The sequence below is a fragment of the Terriglobales bacterium genome, assembly GCA_035651995.1.
Classification (GTDB): domain Bacteria; phylum Acidobacteriota; class Terriglobia; order Terriglobales; family Acidobacteriaceae; genus DASRER01.
This window is the reverse complement of sequence record DASRER010000002.1, coordinates 203,585-220,066: the sequence shown is the minus strand read 5'-3', so window position 1 is coordinate 220,066 and position 16,482 is coordinate 203,585. Positions and strand designations below refer to the sequence as shown.

The following is a 16,482-nucleotide window of genomic DNA, read 5'->3' as shown; positions in this document are numbered from 1 at the left end:
CGCCGATTGTGGCGCGATAAAGGGCGGCTTCTCACTTGCCGTTCGCAGCGTAGGACGCCTCCAGGAGCTTCATACCTTCGGGCAGCGCGTTCTGCGTGGTCTTTTTGTAAAACAGCGCAGTCGTTGTCATGCTCTTGTGACGGAGCAGTTCTTGAGCAGCGACAAGGCCCTTCGTCAGATCAACGAGCATCGTAGCCCCACCACGGCGGCCCGCGTACAAACCCTTCCAGGCGATCCCCGCGTCATTGAGTGCAGGCAGGATCGCGCGGCGCGTGATGCCTACGATCCCGGCAGGGATTTCGTTCGTTCCCTTCTTGGGGAACAACCAACCATTCGACGGGGAGCCGGACTGTTCGTGCCAACGCTTCAGGATCGAGATCACCGGTTCAATCAGCGGCAAGCTCGCCTTGGCGGCCTTCGTCTTCAGTTCATCAACCCTGCCGCGCACGAAGCCCTTCTCGATATTGACTCTGCCGTCCTGGAAGTTTTCCCATCGAAGCGCGTTCACCTCTGAGGGCCGCAATCCAAGGAAAAACGTCAGCGCCATCACTAGCTGTCCATCGGGATTGTTTTCGAGCGCGTTGAGAATCTCCTGAATCTCGGAAAGCGTATAGTGCGGCGTTTGCTCGGGCTGCTTCACCTTGCCGAGCACCTTCACTTCGCGCCAGGGATTCACTGATACGCGGCCTTTGTTGACAGCGTGCGTGAAGATGCCGCTCGCCAACGAACGAATGTGCTGGATCGTGTTCCTGCCGTATTCTTTCGCAAGGGCCGTGAGCAGTTCGCTGCCCATCACCGTTGTGTATTGGCGCAGCGTTCGCGTTCCGAAGTGCGGCTTGAGGTGCTGCTCCCAAATCTTCTCGTATCCCTTCGTGCTGGAGAGGCGGAGATTCTCTTGCGCGAAGGGCCAGTAAATCTGATCCCAAAACTCAACGACTGTCATGTCACGCTGCGCGACGTGACCGCGAGCGGTCTGCGCGTTGACCGTCGCAATGAACTCGTCCGCCAAGCGGCGGAGCGCGGAAGAGGCCGCATATTTCCTACGCCCCTTGCGGCGCTGCTCGGGGATCGGGGCGAGATAATGCTTGGCATCCTTCTCACACGGGAGCCGGTGCGAACGCTGTACGCGCTCCGTCTTTCCCTGTACAATTTCCGTGACGTAGTACCTGACGAAGAATGATCCGCCTGCCTCGTAAATTTGGCCGCGTTGATTGCGTCCCATCGCTGATGGCCTCCCGCCTCTCAAGCGGGTCAATCATGCCATCATGCAGTGATTATGCAGTAGATTACGAAGGTACTTTCCGGCAGATTACCCGTAAGCTGCTGGAAACAGGGCGTTAGTAGTCGATGCGGAGAGGTGGCCGAGTGGCTGAAGGCGGCGGTTTGCTAAACCGTTATAGGGTTTAAAAGCTCTATCGGGGGTTCGAATCCCCCCCTCTCCGCCAGATCTCACCAATCCCAATCACTTACGCGCCCTGGACCGCTACTGAATGGCCGAATGCGGGACGGCGGTTCGACTTTCGCGGCCGCTCTCAGTTCAGGGAACCGTCATTTTAGAATCCATCGTGTTTCCACACTATGCATATCCGCCGGCCGCCGTTCTCAGAATTCCGGCCCAGCCCCAAAACCTGCGGTCTCATGGTTGCTGACGCGGGCTGATCGGGCAAGCTACCGCCATTCGGTCGGATAGTGCAGCGCCGGATCGCGATGCCGCAGCAGCTTGGGGCTGACGCCTTCGACCACGCGAAACAGGTCGCCCGCGATCTGTTGCTTGTCCTTGATGGCCAGCATGTTGAATCCGTGCGGCGGGCCTTCCAGGTAAGCGGTGTGAGGCGGCACGAGCTCGATCTTGCAGCGACGCATGTCCACGTTCGACTGGAAGTCGCGTATCGCAAAAACCTGGTAGCCGTGATCGCGCAGCAGCCGCACGACGGGCGTCGAGTCCAGCCCGTTGCTCCAGTCGACGTAGCGGCGGTGCACTTCGAAGATGACGCTGGGCGCCGTGCCGGGGGGCTGCCGCAGGTAATCGCTCGCGCCGCGCAGCGCCTGCAGCTCCGAACCCTCGATGTCGAGCATGATCACGTCCAGGTTCTTGATCGCGTGCTCGCGGCCAAAGCGATTGATGGTCATTCCGGAGACCGATCCCGCCGCGCCCGACGCCGGTTCGGAGCGGCCCAGCGCGTCATCGCCGACCAGCGTCAGCCGGGTGCAGTCGTCAGACCACAATCCGGCTTCAATCAATTGAATGTTCGTCAGCCGATTGGCTTTGGCGTTGCGGCGCAGCGTGTTGATCTGCTCAGGGTTGGGTTCGAAGGCGTAGCAGATGCCGCCCTTGCCTGCGATCTGCTGCGCGACCAGCAGCGCATGATCGCCGCCGTAGGCGCCGCCGATCAGCACGTGCGTGGCTCCGCGCGCGAGATGAAGCAGCAGCCGCGTCGTCTGCGGCTCGAACACGTGGTCGGGATGGTCTTCGCCCAGCAGCAGGTCACGCGCGATCTTCGACGTGTAGTCGAAGTTGTAGACCAGTCCCGATTCGAGCACCTTGCGCAGGCCCGTGCTTCCGGCAAACACGGCGTCCATGATGGGGCCGGTAATGGTTTCGCGGACGTTGGCGTCGGCAGGAAAGGCGCCGCTGGCCTCCAGGGCGCGGCAAAAATCGATCACGGCGCGCGCGCTCTGTTTACACGAAGAAAGTTCTCGCAGGGCGTTCAGCAGCGCGCTGTGTGCCGCGGTTCCCGTGTCCAAGCTGTCTCCGGTGTCGGCGAGTTCGCTCAGCATACCGCAGCGCCGGTTTTCTTCGGTATCGGGCGGCACCGGATTGCTAACCAGGGGCGCGCCTAAACGCGTTATAGAATCGCCCATAGCTGATGCCCTCCGCACCCGATTCCCCTCGCGCAGCGGCCCACGCGCCGTCCGGGCCGCTCGTGGAAGCCGCGCCGAACCTGTTGTTCCGGGCGCTGGGTAAGCTCCGGCCGTCGCACGAACACAGCGCGTATTCGGCCACCCTGCTGCTGGTGTCCGCGCAAATGCTCTCGCGTGTCTTCGGCTACCTGCGCGATGCATACATCGCCTGGAAGTTCGGCGCCGATCCTGTCACCGACGTGTATTACGCGGCGTTTCAGCTGCCCGACTACCTGTATTACGTCCTCGCCGGCGGAGCGATTTCGGCGGCGTTCGTGCCCATCTACAGCCGCTACCTGGCCGAGAAGCGCGAGGCCGAAGCGCAGCGTGTCTTTTCCGTCATTCTCACCGTGATGATGTTGCTGTTCCTGGCGCTGACCTCGATCGCCGAGATATGGGCGCGGCCGCTGGTGCAGCTCATGTTTCCCAGGTTTATGCCCGAGCAGGTGGAGTTGTGCGTGCTGCTCACGCGCATCCTGCTGCCCATGCAGTTGCTGTTCTATGTGGGCATGACCTCTTCGGCCGTGCTGCAAACCCGCCGGTTGTTCCTGGTGCCGGCGGTCGCGCCGATCATTTACACGCTGGGGATCATCCTGGGCGGAATCACGCTGTCGTCCCGGCTGGGAATTGCGTCCTTGGCCGTCGGCGCCGTGGCGGGCGCGTTCGCCGGGCCGTTCCTGATGAACGTGATCGGCGCCTCGCGCGCGGGAATGCGCTATCGGCCCGCGCTCGACCTGCGCGAGCCTGGCTTCCGCGAGTGGATCGCGCTCGCCATCCCGCTGATGCTCGGCGTCTCCCTCGGCACGGCCGATGAGTGGATCATGCGCTGGTTCGCTTCGGGCGAAGCCGGCGCGATCACCCTGTTGAACTACGCCAAGCGGCTGTTCTACGTTCCCTACGGCGTGCTTGGACTGGCGGTGGGCGTGGCGGGCATGACCTTCTTCTCGCGCCTCTACAGCGAGAAGCGCCTCGATGAGTTTGCCGCCAGCATCAACGGTGCGGTATATCGGGCCGCGTCGGCTTCGTTCCTGCTCAGCTCGTGGCTGGTTGCGGCGGCGCTGCCCGCCTTCGACCTGGTCATGCGCCGCGGCAAGCTCGTCTTCGTGGATTCGGAAGTCGCCGCGGTTTACCTGGCCGTGTTCTCGGCCTCACTGGCGTTCTGGACGGCACAAACGCTTTACCAGCGCGCCTTCTATGCCACGCGCGACACCGTGACGCCGATGATCGCCGCCACGTCGCTCACGTTCATCTCCGTGCCCGCATTTGACGTCTTGTACCGCGCCATGGGCACGGTGGGCCTGGCGGTTGCGTCCGATATAGGCATTTTGGCGCAGGCGGCGGTGCTGGCCTGGCTGTTGCATCGCCGCGAACTGGTGGACCTGCGCGAGATGCCCTGGGGAAAGCTGGTCAAGGCGCTCACCACTTCGTTGCTGGCGGCAGGGCTGGGGATGATGGTGGCGCGTGCCGTCCCGCTCAACGGCAGCCATCTGCGGGACATCGAGTCGCTGGCGCTGATCACCGTCACATGGGCCGGCGCGGTGGCAGCGGGGTTGTGGCTGACCAGGTCGGATCTGCTGGCTGAGCTGCTGCGCAGACCAAAGTAAGGCTCAGTTCTCGGTAAGGCCCTGTGGGCTTCACCGTGAACTGTAAACTGTGAACTGCAGACTTTACCGCACGATCTTCATCCGCTCCCAGTCGTACTCAAACTTCCGTCCGCAATCGAGACAGACCACGTAATGCGAGCCTGCGGGCGTGGGCTCGTCCCAATCGGAATCGGAGCGGGAGGCGCGGAGACTGCTGGCGGCCGCGAACGGCTGGGATGTCTTGCGATGCGAGCAGGTGACCGAGAGCAACTGCAAGAGACGTTCGACCATGGCGACACCGCCGGCGCAGGGCCGGATGTTGAGCGACGGCCCGGCGCCGCGTGAGCGCGCAGGCCGTCGTGAAAAACTGGTTCGGCAGCTAGGCGCGCGCCGAGGCTGCCGCCGCCGCGGGCACAGCCGCGGGTTCGGCGACCGGCTCGGGACGCCCGTCTTTCACTTCGCCGTTGGCCTTCTGGCCGGGCTTGCGAATGTCGATGCCGCCCTTGAAGTAAGCGCCATCTTCGATGCTGATGCGCTGGGCCACCACGTCGCCGGTGAGCGAGCCTTCGTTGCGGATGTCCACCCGGTCACTGGCCATCATGTTGCCGCGGACCTTTCCGATGACCACGATTTCCCGCGCGGTGATGTTGGCCGCGACCACGCCGTTGCGTCCCACCGTGACGCGGTTGCCGGGGAGGTTGATTGAGCCTTCCACGCGTCCGTCGATGTAAAGCGATTCCGATCCGGTTACCTCACCCTTGATGACCAGCGACTTGCCGATCGTGGCCTGGTCCTGCGGCGAGCTGGCGGCGCTGCGCGGCGCCGGCATGGGTGTCGGTTCGGGTGCCGCCGAGCTCTGCGGCTTGGCAGGCTCCGGGTTGGGTGTGGACGGAGGGGCAGCGGGGGAGTTGGTAGGCTTCCACATGGCGTCGTGTTCCTTTCGTTCGGGGGATCGGGGAACTCTGAGGCACGTGTGCCACCAAATTCACCCGGGCCTCTGGAAATGCTCACCGCAGCAGCATGGGAGCGGCGCCGAACGTGCTCGCGGCGCGGCTGCTTGCGGCTGGCGTTACCTCGGAGGCGAGGTAAATATTCCTCTGCGGTTTGCATTTCTTATATCGGGAGAAGGCCTTACCGCCGGAACGATTCGCGCTTAGCATACGGGGGTGGTAACAATTGCACTGCGGCACTTCACCCCGGTCTTCGGTCGATGATTTCTGACAAGGCCATTCTGCAACGCGTTGAACGGCAGCCACGCCACACCGCCGGGTTCAAGCAGCTGGTGCGCGAACTGCGCGCCGGCGGCGGACAGGAGCGCCGCGAGCTGGCCGAACGCCTGCGCAAGCTGGTGGAGCGCGGCGAGCTGATCGAGATCGAGCGCGACCGCTTCGCCCTGCCGCGCGCCGCAGCCGGAAGAAACCTGGTCGCCGGCCGGCTCAGCATGCATCGCGACGGCTTCGGCTTCGTCGTGCCCGAGGCCCCTGAGATGAAGCAGAAAATCAGCGGCGACATCTACATCCCCCCGCCGGCCGTGGGATCGGCCATGCATGGCGACCGCGTGCTGGTGGAGATGGGCCCGGTCCGCCCCGACGGCAGGGCCGAAGGGCGCATCGTCCGCATTGTCGGCCGCGCCCACGCCACCGTGGTGGGTACCTTCCACCACGGCTCGCGCGGCAACTACGTTTCGCCGATCGACGAGAAGATCACCCAGGACATCATCATTCCGCCCGGCCGGGAGTGGCCCCAGCAGCCTGAGGTTGCCGGTGGCAAGCATCGCGTCATCGGCAAGGAAGCGCGCCGGCGCGATTTCAGCGCCGACCCCAAGCGCGACGGCAACCGGGAACGATGGGCCGACCTGGAAGGCGTGGTCGTTGACGTCGAAATCACAGACTGGCCCACGCCCACGCAGAGTCCGCGCGGGCGCGTGGTGGAAATCCTCGGTTACGAAGACGATTTCGGCGTTGACGTGGAGATCGTCATCCGCAAGTACCACCTGCCGCACCGGTTTCCCTCCGAGGTTCTGGAAGAAGCGCAGGCGGTCGAGGACATCATTTCCGCGCCCGAGCTGCGCGCCCGTCGCGACTTCCGCTCCCTTCCCATCGTCACCATTGACGGCGAGACCGCGCGCGACTTCGACGACGCCGTCACCGCCCACCGCCTGCCCAACGGCAACTTCGAGCTGCATGTGCACATTGCCGACGTGGCGCACTACGTGCGTGACGCTGCTCCGCTGGACCTGGAAGCGCGCGTGCGCGGCACGTCCGTCTATTTCCCCGACCGGGCGGTGCCGATGCTGCCGGTCGAACTCTCCACCGACGTGTGCAGCTTGCGGCCGCACGTGGACCGCCTGGTGCTCTCCTGCGTGATGGAAATCGATCCGCGCGGCGAGGTGCTGGGCTTCGAGCTGAGCGAAGGCGTCATCCGCTCGGCCGAGCGCATGACCTACACCGACGTGAATGCCGTGCTCGAAGGCGACGAATCACTGCGGCAGCGCTACTCGGCGCTGACTCCCACGTTCGAGTTGATGCGCGATCTCGCGCTCATCCTCAACCGCAAGCGCGTGCGCCGCGGCTCCATCGATTTCGACCTGCCCGAGCCGGTGATCGAGTTCGACGAGCTCGGCCTGATGCGCGCCATCACGCGCTCGGAGCGCAACATCGCCCACCGGCTGATCGAGGAATTCATGCTCGCCGCCAACGAGTGCGTGGCCTCGTACCTGGAGACCAAGCGCATCGCCTCGCTCTACCGCGTCCACGAAAAGCCCGATCCCAGGCGGGTTTTCGAATTCGAGATGCTGGCGGCCGCGTTCGGGTGTTCGCTCGGCATAGGCGCCCTGCCCGTCCAGCGCATCCAGCCGCGGGCCGATCGCCGCGCGCGTCATGGCGCCGGACGTCGTCCGGAAACGATCGAGATTCCCAGGGACGTGCACATCACGCCACGCATGTATCAGAAGCTGACGCAGAAGATCGCCGGCAAGCCCGAGGAGCGGATCCTTTCCTACCTGATGCTGCGCTCCTTGCGCCAGGCCCGGTACTCCGCGATCAACGAAGGGCACTTTGCCCTGGCGGCGCCGGCCTACACCCATTTCACCTCGCCGATTCGCCGTTATCCCGACCTCATCGTGCACCGCATTCTCAAGCAGGTGCTCCGCGATTCAGCGGAACACTACGACGGCGACGTTCCGGTGGGCCGCGGCGTGCCGGTCACCTCGCACGGCGAAGACGAGCACGGCCGGCACTCGCCGTCGCCCTGGAGTAAGGCCAAGCGCCTGGGCGGGACAGCGCCAGCACGTGGGCCGCGCCCCGAACTCAGCGGGCCGATCGACGAGACCGAACTGCACGACATCGCCGAAGAGTCCAGCCAGGCCGAGCGCCGCGCCGACGACGCCGAGCGCGAACTCATGGAGTGGAAGAAGATCAAGTTCATGCAGGACCGCGTCGGCGAACAATTCGACGGCCTGATCGTGAGCGTGACCAAGTTCGGGTTCTTCGTCGAGCTGACCGAATTGTTCGTGGAAGGCCTCGTTCCGATGGCGACCCTCACCGGCGACCGTTACACGTTCCGCGAGAACACGCGCCAGATCATCGGCGAGCGCAGCCGCAAGACGTACTCGCTGGGCGATCGCGTGCGCGTGCTGCTCGACCGCATTGACCGCGTGCAGCGCAAGCTCCAGTTCGCGGTGGTCGAAGACGGGCCCACGGTCCAGCGTGGCCGCGGCCGTGGCCGCTGACACCGGTTTCCAGCTCGTTCGGCATTTGCCGTCCGGCGATTCGTCCCTCCACACAGACCGCTAACCCCTTTTCGTAAACGTTTCATGAAAATGCGCAACACTTAACGCGGACCCATGTCTATCTTCGGAAGCTGGCCATCGAGTTCGGGTCTTGGGCACGGGCCGCCAGGAGATGGACAGGATGTTCGAACGTCGTCATTTTGCGCCGTGCGCGCTTGCGGTGCTCGCGTTCACGCTGCTGCTGGGATGCGGAGGCGGCCACGGCTCCACGGTTACCGCCGGAAGCGCGCAGGTTTCAGCCTCGGACTTCGCCGGCCAGTTCGATGCGCTGTGGAGCACCTTCAACCAGAATTATTCCTACTTCGACTACAAGCACATTGACTGGGACGCGGCGCGCGCCACGTTTCGCGCGCGCGCCCAGGCGGCACGGACCGAAGACCAGCTCGTCGCCGTGGTGAAAGACATGCTCGGCACGCTTCACGACCAGCATGTGACCCTGATTGATCCGACGGGGGCAACCGTGCGCACGTTCGTCCCGTCGCAGCCCGTCAACTTCGACACCAGCGTTTTCAACTCGCAATACGCGGAGCGGGCCAGCTTCACGCCGGGCCCGGGCGGCAGGTTCGGCTTCGGGTTCTTCAACGGCGTCGGCTATATCCAGATCTCGAGCTGGAATACCACCACCGTGCACATTGAAGACCTGGATGCGGCGATGGAAAATTTCCGCAACACCGCCGCGCTGATCGTGGACGTGCGCAACAACGGAGGCGGCGACGACCAGCTGGCCTACCAGTTCGCCGGCCGCTTCGCCGATGCGACGCGCACCACCGAGTTCGTGCAGTTCCGCAATGGCCCGCTGCACTCCGACTTCACCGCGCTCCAGTCGCGCACCATCGCGCCCCGCGGCGCGTTCCAGTTCACCCGTCCCGTGGTGCTGCTCATCGGCCGCGGCTGCGCCAGCAGCAACGAGAGCTTCATCGCGGCCATGCGCGAGCTGCCCAACGTGACCGTAATGGGCGACACCAGCGCGGGGGCCTCGGGAAATCCCGGGACGTTCCAGCTCGGTGGCGGCTGGTCGTACACCGTCTCACGCTGGATTGATTACACGGCGGAGAAGCAGGTGATCGAAGACCAGGGAATCGCGCCCGCGATTCAGGTCGCGGCCTCCGCAGCCGATTTCGCCGCCGGTCGTGACCCGGTGCTCGACGCCGCCATTGCGCGCCTGGCCCACTAGAGACGCAGCTCCCTGCGTTTCCGCGCCGCGCTCGCAAACGGGGCCCGGTCGCCCACGACCGGGCCTGCGACGCTCGGCGCCCTGCTGCCAGCCACAACCTTCCACGTGGCTATCCTTCCAAAACAGCGGCTTCAGCCGCCTGGCCGTCAAAATCTGTCAAGCCCCCACGGCCCGGCTTTCCCCGCACACCAAACCAAACACGAGGAATAAACTTGGCCCTCGCCTTCCCATTCTCCCCGCCCAATCTGCTACCCTTGAACTAGGCCCGCGCACACGCGCGGGTCCTTCTTCTTTGACAACTTTGCGCCGCTAACTCCTTTAGACAACGGATCTTACGCGTAAGTCCTTTAGATCGACGGATCGCTGACGGATCCTGGTCGCTAACCTCAACATTTCATTGGCAGCGACCGGGAGGGGTATATGTCCGTGAGGCAGCGGGTCAGCGCGCGGCGTCCTTCAGCCGCTGCTCGGCAGCCGCCAATTGCTCGCGCACTTTCGGCTGGTCGGGATCGAGCGCCAGCTCGCGGCGGTATTCCTCCGCCGCCTCGGCGACGCGGCCCTGCTTCTCCAGCACCATGCCGAGAACGTTGTGCGCGCCAAGGCCGGTGGGCCAAATGCGCAACGCCTCGCGGATGTTGGCCTCGGATTCGCGATAGTGGCCCATCCTCATTTGCAACAGCCCGAGGTACAGGAACATGTTGGGGTTGCTGTTGTTGAGCTGCGCGGCGCGGTAGATGTGCTCCTGCGCCTCCTCCAGCCGGCCGAGCTTGGTGTACGCGTTGCCCAGGTTGTACCAGGAAAGCCAGTAGTTGGGATCGCGCTGCAGGATCTGCTGGTGCAGCCGGATGCCCTCGTCGTAGTACTTGCGCTCCAGCAGTGCGTTCGCCAGGTTGTTGGTCGCGCTGATGCTGCCGGGCGCCACCCGCACGGCACGGTAGAAGAGCAGCAGATCGTTTGCCCAGTAGACGCTTTGCGTCGCCACGCCAATCGCGCCGGCCAGCGCCAGCGCCAGCGCAGCTGCGACCTGTGTCGCCGGCCGGCCAAAAAGCGTCCGCTCGCCCGCTGGAATACGCTGGACGGCAATCGCGATCAGCAGCGCGAATCCCGCCGACGGCAGGTAGAGATAGCGGTCGTGCGCAATCTCGTGCGGCTCGAGGCTCACGATGTCCATCACCGGAAGCAGCGGCGCGGCGATCAGCACCAGGGCGAAAAGCGCGACCTGCGACGCCGAGGGCGTGTCTGGGTTCGCGGCTTCACAGTTTTTCAGCCGCCGCCACAGCATCCACCCCGCGGCGGCCGCCGCCAGCAATGCCAGCGCCGGTAGCAGAAACAGTTGCACGTCGAACCGGGTGACGTAAGGCGTGTCGTAAAACGGGCTGAGCGAGACGGGCCAGAAGAGTTTGCGGACGTAGAACCACAGCAGCAGCGGCCAGGTGAGCGGGAACGACTGCCACGGCAGTCCCACGACGGGGTTGCCGAACGTGCTCAACGCGCGAAAGCGCAGGCCAAGATACAAGGCGGCCACAGCGCCGTACGCCGCCGTGACCGCCACACTGCGCCGCCGGCGTCGTTCCTTCTCGCCAACCGTCCACTCGTATCCCAGCAACACCAGCGGCAGCACGATGCCGGTCTCCTTGCTGCCCATGGCGAAGAAATACAGCGCCAGGGACGCCAGCAACCAGCCCCAGCGCCGTCCGTCGCGAAAACTCAAGTAGCAGAGCAAGCCGCCGAAGAAGAACATCGCCAGCAGCGGATCGGTAACGCCGGAAATCCACGCCACGCTTTCGATGTGGATCGGGTGCACGCCAAAGATGAGGGCCGCGATGGTTGCGGAAAAGTCGTCGCGCAGCAGTTGCCGCGCGAGGTAAAACAGCAGCGCCGTGCTCAGCAGGTGCAGCACCAGAGTGCTCAGGTGCCACCACATGGGATTCAGCCCGAAGGCGCTGTAGTTCAGCAGGCACCAGAGCAGGAACATTGGCCGGTAGTAGTTCGGCGGAACGTTGATCTGGTTGCTCCACATGTGCTCCACCAGGTAGCGGGGAGCGAAGCGCCACGACTGCACCAGCGGGTTGTAGACGATCTGTCCGCCGTCGTCGTACACCCAGTCGTAGCGCAGCGTGCCCACGTAGGGCAGAAAGGCGGCGAGCAGCACGAAGGCCAGCAGGATTCGCGCGTTGAGCGGAGCGGACAAACCAGGTTCGACGGCCGAAGTGCGGGGCCCGCTGGCGGTCAAGGTCATCAGGAGAGGTTCTGGCGGTATCGTATGCGATTCGCGCCGCGTCATCCAGCGGGAATTTCCTTGTCGGCGACGCAAGGCGCGGACAAAATGGCGTCACGGCCACTTCACCCATGGGCAGCGCCGCGCCGCAACTGCAACCAGCAACCCCGCCGGACTGGCGCCGCCGTTCACTGCCTTGCGTTGCGCTGCTCGCGCTGCTGCTGCGCCTGGGCGTCATCCTGTTCACCGGTACGTATCACTACCCGGCCGGCCAGGACCACTTCCGTTTCGGATTCGAGAGCGGAAGCATCGCGCGCTCTGTGGCCGCCGGCGAAGGTTTCGCCTCGCCGTTCACCGGGTCCACCGGCCCCACGGCGTGGATCGCGCCCGCGTATCCGTATCTGTGCGCAGTCGTGTTCAAGATGCTTGGCGCCTTCAGCGACGCCTCGGCCATCGCGCTCCTGGCGCTGAATGGCGTGTTCGCTGCGCTGACCTGTTTTCCGGTTTACGAACTCGGGCGCCGCACCTTCAGCTCCAGCGTCGGCTGGTGGTCGGCGCTGCTCTGGAGCGCGGCGCCACACTTCATGAAGTGGTCCACCGAACTGGTGTGGGAGACGAGTCTCTCGGCGCTGCTGGTCATGCTGGCGCTGTTGATGACGCTGCGGCTCGCTGAAGCGCCGTCGCTCCGGCGCTGGCTGCTCTATGGAGTTCTGTGGGGCGCGATCGCGCTCACTAACCCGGTGCTCGTCACGCTGCTGCCGATCGCACTGCCGTGGATCTGGCGGCGAGCATCACCGCGCAGCGAACTGCTGCGCAACATGGTCTTGAGCATGCTGCTCGCCGGCGCAATGTTTGCGCCGTGGCTTGCGCGCAATCGCATCGTGTTTGGGCAGTGGGTGTTCCTGCGCAGCAATTTTGGCTTCGAACTTCACCTCGGGAACTATCACGGCAGCTTCGGCATGGGGTGGGGCGGAATGCATCCCAGCCGCAACCGCGCGCAGTGGGAGCGCTATCGCCAACTGGGGGAGATGAAGTTCGTTGAAGAGCACCGGCGCGCGGCGATGGAATTTATCCGCGAGTATCCGGGCGAATTTGTATCGCTGTGCGGGACGCGCTTCCTTGCGTTCTGGGACGGCGCCTCGCTCACCTACGCGTACGACACGGCCCCGTGGACGCCGCTGCAATTTGCGTTCCTGTCCGTACTCGCCGCCGGCGGCCTGCTCCTCGCCCTGGTGCGGCGGCGGCCCGGAGCGGGGCTGCTGGTGTGGATCGTGCTTTATCCCGCGCCGTATTACATCACCTATCCGCAGGCGCGCTATCGCCACCCGGTTGAGCCGGTGATGTTGTTGCTTGCCGCGTTTTTCGCGAGCGTGGTGGCGGCGCGAGTACAATCATGGATCACGCATAGCAGGCGTCGCTCCGCTTGATCCCTTCGACTGCTTCCCCCGCAACTCACCAGACGCCGGCGCGCGGGGCCGCGTCTGCCCGGGCGACGTGGATGCTGCTGCTGGCGGTGTTTGCCGCGGTCTACATCGGCTCGCTGTTCTCGCCCGCGCTGCTCGACGACGCCGACGCCACCCACGCGGAGGCCGCGCGCGAAATGGCCGCTGCCGGCGACTACGTCACGCTGCACGTGAACGGCATCCGCTACCTGGAAAAAGCGCCGCTCATGTACTGGCTCGTGGCCGGCAGCTTCAGAGTTTTTGGCGTTTCGGCTGTCGCTGCTCGCCTGCCGGTGGCGCTGAGCGTGCTGTTGCTTGCTCTCCTCGCATGGAAGTGGAGCCGCCGCGCGTTTGGCGACCGCGCAGCCGAGTACGCCGCGTTGTTCGTCCTCACCTCGACCGGCGTGTTCCTGTTCACCCGGATCCTCATTCCCGATGTCCTGCTGGCGCTGCTCATCGCGGCCGCACTGTACTTCTTCATGACCGCGCTGGAGGAGCGATCCGCCTGGCGCTGGTACGCCGGCTATGCCGCATGCGCGCTGGCAGTGCTGAGCAAGGGGCTGGTTGCGCTGGTCTTCATCGGCGGAACGGCCTTCGGGTACTTGTTGTGGACAAGCGACTGGCGGCGCTGGCGCGAATTCCGGCTGCTCAGCGGCGCCGCGCTGCTCGTCGCCATCGCGGCGCCGTGGCATCTGCTGGCTGGAGTTCGCAATCCAGGGTTTTTCTGGTTCTACTTCGTCAACGAGCACTTTCTCCGATTCCTGGGGAAGCGCTATCCGCGCGACTACAACAAGCTGCCGGCGCTGGCCTACTGGGGACTGCACCTGGCATGGCTGTTTCCCTGGAGCATGTTCGCGGCGGCGCTTTTTCGCCGCGAGCGCGGCGGACCGCATGACTTTGCCTGGCGCACGCGATTGATGTGCTGGTTGCTGACCGCGCTGGTCCTGGTCTTCTTCTCGCTTTCGACCAACCAGGAGTACTACACGCTTCCCGCCTACCTGCCATTGCTCATCCTGATTGCCGACGCCGTGGCGCGGGCGGAACAGGAACCCGCGCGACGCAAATTGCTGGTCGGTTCGACGGCGGTGATTGCGCTGATCGGCGCGGCAGCTGCGATCGCGCTCACTGCCGGATTGTGGCAGTCGCGGCACCTGCCATTCGTGCCCGACATCGGCGCGGCGCTGGTAGAACGCGGCGTGGGAAATTACACGCTCTCGATGTCGCACTTCTTCGACCTGACCGGAGGCGCGTTCGCCGCGCTGCGGCTGCCCGCCGCGCTGGCGGCGCTTGCGCTGCTGATTGCGCCGGTTGCGTCGCTGCTGCTGCGATTCAAACATCGCCCGCGCGCGGCCACCTGGGCACTGGCCGGCGGCATGGCCGTACTGCTGGTGGCGGCGCACCTGGCGCTGGCGCGCTTCGAGCCGTATCTCTCCTCGCGCCCTCTCGCGCAGGCCGTGCAGCCGCTCATCCGGCCGGACGACAGATTGGTCATTTACGGCGATTTCTCTTACGGCTCGTCGCTCACGTTTTACCTTCAGCGACCAGCGTGGCTGGTGAACGGCCGCACCACCAGCCTCGAATACGGCTCGCGGTTTCCGGACGCGCCGCCTGTCTTTTGGGACGATGCGCAGCTTGCTCGTGAATGGAGTGGCGGAACGCGGCTTTTCCTGTTTGTCTCGCGCGAGCGCCGGGAAGACGCAGACCGTCTCGCGCTCGGGCCGCGTTTTCTGATTGCGGAGAGTTCGGGGAAGCGGGTGTACAGCAACCGCGAGCGCTAGGCGGCGCTCTGCTGCGATCCGGCGGCGCCAGCCAGCGCGGACTCGCGGACCATGCGCCCGTCGTTCTGCAGGACGTAGTTATCGCCACGCCACGATGTACGGCGTCCGCCCAGGAAGCTGGCCGCCCAGCACATGAAGCCGAGCAGGTCGCGCAGCGGGTAGAGCGCCGCGCCGGTCAGCGAATCGCGGTCGCGCACCACGCCCCAGCCCACGGCGAGTGACTGCACGATCCGGTTGAGCACGCCCGCAACGAGCAGCGCGGCGCCCAACCCCAAGTTTCCGGAAGCGAAGCCGCCAATCAGGCCCAACAGCCCGAAGGGAACGGAGAACGTGAGCCCGCTGCCAATGTGTCCCTTGGGGCGCGAGCGGCGCGTGCTCTTGGCCCATCGCACCTGGTGCTGCAACGACGAAGGCATGGCGCGATTGATCACCATGTGCTCGATGATGTGGCGCGAGAGCACTACGTGATAGCCAACCGCATGAACGCGGTTGCCCAGAACGTAGTCGTCGGCCAGGTAGTCGGCGAGTGCCGCGAACCCACCCACGGCGGCCAGCACTTCGCGTCGCGTGGCCATGGTTGGACCAAGCGCGAACTTGGTGCCTTCCAGCAGGTCGGCCACCAGCACGCCGGAAGTGAGTTCGGTCGACATGCCCATGGCTTCCAGCCGCGACCAGAACCCGCCCGTGTTCACCCCGCGGTACAGGCACGTCACCATGCCGATCTTGGGGTCGAGGAGCGGGCGCGTGACCTCGCGCAGGTACGAGTGCGAAACACGCACGTCGCTGTCGCTGATGACCAGCAGCGGATGGTCGGCCGCCGCCATCATGGAGTGCAGGTTTTGGACTTTTGCATTCGGCCAGGTGGGGTCGCCTGAAACGGTGATCTGGACTGGCACCCGGGGATATTGCTCCCTCAACTCACGGACGACGTCGAGCGCGGGATCGTCGGCGTGACGAACGCCGAAAACGATCTGGAAGGTGGGGTAGTCCTGGCGGAAGAAACTTTCCAGGTTCTCGCGCAGGCCCGGCTCCATGCCATGCAACGGCTTCAGCACGGTTGCGCCGGGCAGTGGTTCGGTGAATTGCGGCGCGACAACGGCACTACGGCGGAAGCGCAGCGCGCCTACCAGCACTAGGGCGAGGTAAACGGTGGACGTGAGGATACCGAGCGCCGCCACTGCCAACAAAAGCCCTGCGAGCATGCATTCTCCGGGACAGCGGAACCCGCGCGGACCAGGCCGACTTGCTGACTCTGATGCTCTGCAACACGTACGTGGCGGCAAGGTTGCGTGTCAGCCCGGATTTTTTTCGGTGGAGCGAGGAATCCCGATTTTGGAAGGTGGCGCCCGTGGGCCATGGACGCGATGTTGTAGAATTGGTGGGTCAACCCCCGCCGCGGTCCTCGCGGCGATCATCCAGTCGGGACGTGGCTCAGCCTGGTAGAGCACTCGCTTGGGGTGCGAGGGGTCGGCAGTTCAAATCTGCCCGTCCCGACCAGTTTTCTCAGTTGATTGTTGATTCAGGCTGCGCTGCGACCTTTTTGAACCGAGCTCACGAATTCCAGCGGGTCGGCGTTGACTTCGTCCTGTTGCGTGG

11 protein-coding genes and 2 tRNA genes are annotated in these 16,482 nt (G+C 64.7%); 7 read left to right on the top strand and 6 right to left on the bottom strand.

All coding sequences use genetic code 11. The annotated features are described in order from the left end of the window. Nucleotides 1-31 precede the first annotated feature (31 nt). Nucleotides 32-1,222: a tyrosine-type recombinase/integrase gene (locus VFA60_01070; protein ID HZQ90364.1), complete on the bottom strand. Its 1,191-nt coding sequence runs from the start codon at nucleotides 1,220-1,222 to the stop codon at nucleotides 32-34. 129 nt (nucleotides 1,223-1,351) lie between these two features. On the opposite strand from VFA60_01070, the gene VFA60_01065 reads away from it, so the two are divergent. Then, a tRNA-Ser gene (locus tag VFA60_01065) sits at nucleotides 1,352-1,445 on the top strand. 223 nt (nucleotides 1,446-1,668) lie between these two features. On the opposite strand, the gene VFA60_01060 is transcribed toward VFA60_01065, so the two are convergent. Then, entirely contained in the window at nucleotides 1,669-2,862 is a 1,194-nt protein-coding gene (locus VFA60_01060; protein HZQ90363.1) for an FkbM family methyltransferase, read from the bottom strand. Nucleotides 2,863-2,867: 5 nt separating this feature from the next. Here VFA60_01060 and murJ point away from each other — a divergent pair, with 5 nt between their 5' ends. After that, nucleotides 2,868-4,505 carry a murein biosynthesis integral membrane protein MurJ gene (gene murJ, locus VFA60_01055; protein HZQ90362.1) on the top strand — a complete coding sequence of 546 codons (1,638 nt, stop codon included), beginning with the start codon at nucleotides 2,868-2,870 and terminating at the stop codon, nucleotides 4,503-4,505. Between the two features lie 63 nt (nucleotides 4,506-4,568). On the opposite strand, the gene VFA60_01050 is transcribed toward murJ, so the two are convergent. Then, nucleotides 4,569-4,775, bottom strand: coding sequence for a hypothetical protein (locus tag VFA60_01050; protein ID HZQ90361.1), 207 nt, complete (start codon nucleotides 4,773-4,775; stop codon nucleotides 4,569-4,571). A gap of 88 nt (nucleotides 4,776-4,863) precedes the next feature. Further along, nucleotides 4,864-5,409 (bottom strand): polymer-forming cytoskeletal protein, encoded by a 546-nt coding sequence (locus tag VFA60_01045; GenBank protein ID HZQ90360.1) that lies wholly within the window; start codon nucleotides 5,407-5,409, stop codon nucleotides 4,864-4,866. 285 nt (nucleotides 5,410-5,694) lie between these two features. On the opposite strand from VFA60_01045, the gene VFA60_01040 reads away from it, so the two are divergent. Continuing rightward, nucleotides 5,695-8,214 carry an RNB domain-containing ribonuclease gene (locus VFA60_01040; protein HZQ90359.1) on the top strand — a complete coding sequence of 840 codons (2,520 nt, stop codon included), beginning with the start codon at nucleotides 5,695-5,697 and terminating at the stop codon, nucleotides 8,212-8,214. Between the two features lie 181 nt (nucleotides 8,215-8,395). Next, nucleotides 8,396-9,448: a S41 family peptidase gene (locus tag VFA60_01035; protein HZQ90358.1), complete on the top strand. Its 1,053-nt coding sequence runs from the start codon at nucleotides 8,396-8,398 to the stop codon at nucleotides 9,446-9,448. Between the two features lie 439 nt (nucleotides 9,449-9,887). Here the strand turns inward: VFA60_01035 and VFA60_01030 are convergent, their stop codons facing one another. Next, nucleotides 9,888-11,687: a tetratricopeptide repeat protein gene (locus tag VFA60_01030; protein ID HZQ90357.1), complete on the bottom strand. Its 1,800-nt coding sequence runs from the start codon at nucleotides 11,685-11,687 to the stop codon at nucleotides 9,888-9,890. A 110-nt stretch (nucleotides 11,688-11,797) separates the two neighbouring features. On the opposite strand from VFA60_01030, the gene VFA60_01025 reads away from it, so the two are divergent. Together VFA60_01025 and VFA60_01020 are read left to right on the top strand one after the other, a co-directional pair. After that, nucleotides 11,798-13,093 (top strand): glycosyltransferase family 39 protein, encoded by a 1,296-nt coding sequence (locus VFA60_01025; GenBank protein ID HZQ90356.1) that lies wholly within the window; start codon nucleotides 11,798-11,800, stop codon nucleotides 13,091-13,093. Beyond that, nucleotides 13,090-14,886: a glycosyltransferase family 39 protein gene (locus VFA60_01020; GenBank protein HZQ90355.1), complete on the top strand. Its 1,797-nt coding sequence runs from the start codon at nucleotides 13,090-13,092 to the stop codon at nucleotides 14,884-14,886. The genes VFA60_01025 and VFA60_01020 overlap by 4 nt, the downstream gene beginning before the upstream one ends. On the opposite strand, the gene hpnI is transcribed toward VFA60_01020, so the two are convergent. Next, entirely contained in the window at nucleotides 14,883-16,088 is a 1,206-nt protein-coding gene (gene hpnI / locus VFA60_01015; protein HZQ90354.1) for a bacteriohopanetetrol glucosamine biosynthesis glycosyltransferase HpnI, read from the bottom strand. The genes VFA60_01020 and hpnI overlap by 4 nt on opposite strands. 218 nt (nucleotides 16,089-16,306) lie before the next feature. Here hpnI and VFA60_01010 point away from each other — a divergent pair. After that, nucleotides 16,307-16,383 (top strand) — tRNA-Pro (locus VFA60_01010). The last annotated feature ends 99 nt before the right edge of the window (nucleotides 16,384-16,482 follow it).

Coding starts and splice junctions, on each gene's coding strand:
- VFA60_01045 (HZQ90360.1), bottom strand. CDS start 5,409: ATGTGGAAGCCTACCAACTCCCCCGCTGCCCCTCCGTCCACACCCAAC.
- VFA60_01070 (HZQ90364.1), bottom strand. CDS start 1,222: ATGGGACGCAATCAACGCGGCCAAATTTACGAGGCAGGCGGATCATTC.
- VFA60_01050 (HZQ90361.1), bottom strand. CDS start 4,775: ATGGTCGAACGTCTCTTGCAGTTGCTCTCGGTCACCTGCTCGCATCGC.
- VFA60_01030 (HZQ90357.1), bottom strand. CDS start 11,687: ATGACCTTGACCGCCAGCGGGCCCCGCACTTCGGCCGTCGAACCTGGT.
- hpnI (HZQ90354.1), bottom strand. CDS start 16,088: ATGCTCGCAGGGCTTTTGTTGGCAGTGGCGGCGCTCGGTATCCTCACG.
- murJ (HZQ90362.1), top strand. CDS start 2,868: ATGCCCTCCGCACCCGATTCCCCTCGCGCAGCGGCCCACGCGCCGTCC.
- VFA60_01025 (HZQ90356.1), top strand. CDS start 11,798: ATGGGCAGCGCCGCGCCGCAACTGCAACCAGCAACCCCGCCGGACTGG.
- VFA60_01035 (HZQ90358.1), top strand. CDS start 8,396: ATGTTCGAACGTCGTCATTTTGCGCCGTGCGCGCTTGCGGTGCTCGCG.
- VFA60_01040 (HZQ90359.1), top strand. CDS start 5,695: ATGATTTCTGACAAGGCCATTCTGCAACGCGTTGAACGGCAGCCACGC.
- VFA60_01060 (HZQ90363.1), bottom strand. CDS start 2,862: ATGGGCGATTCTATAACGCGTTTAGGCGCGCCCCTGGTTAGCAATCCG.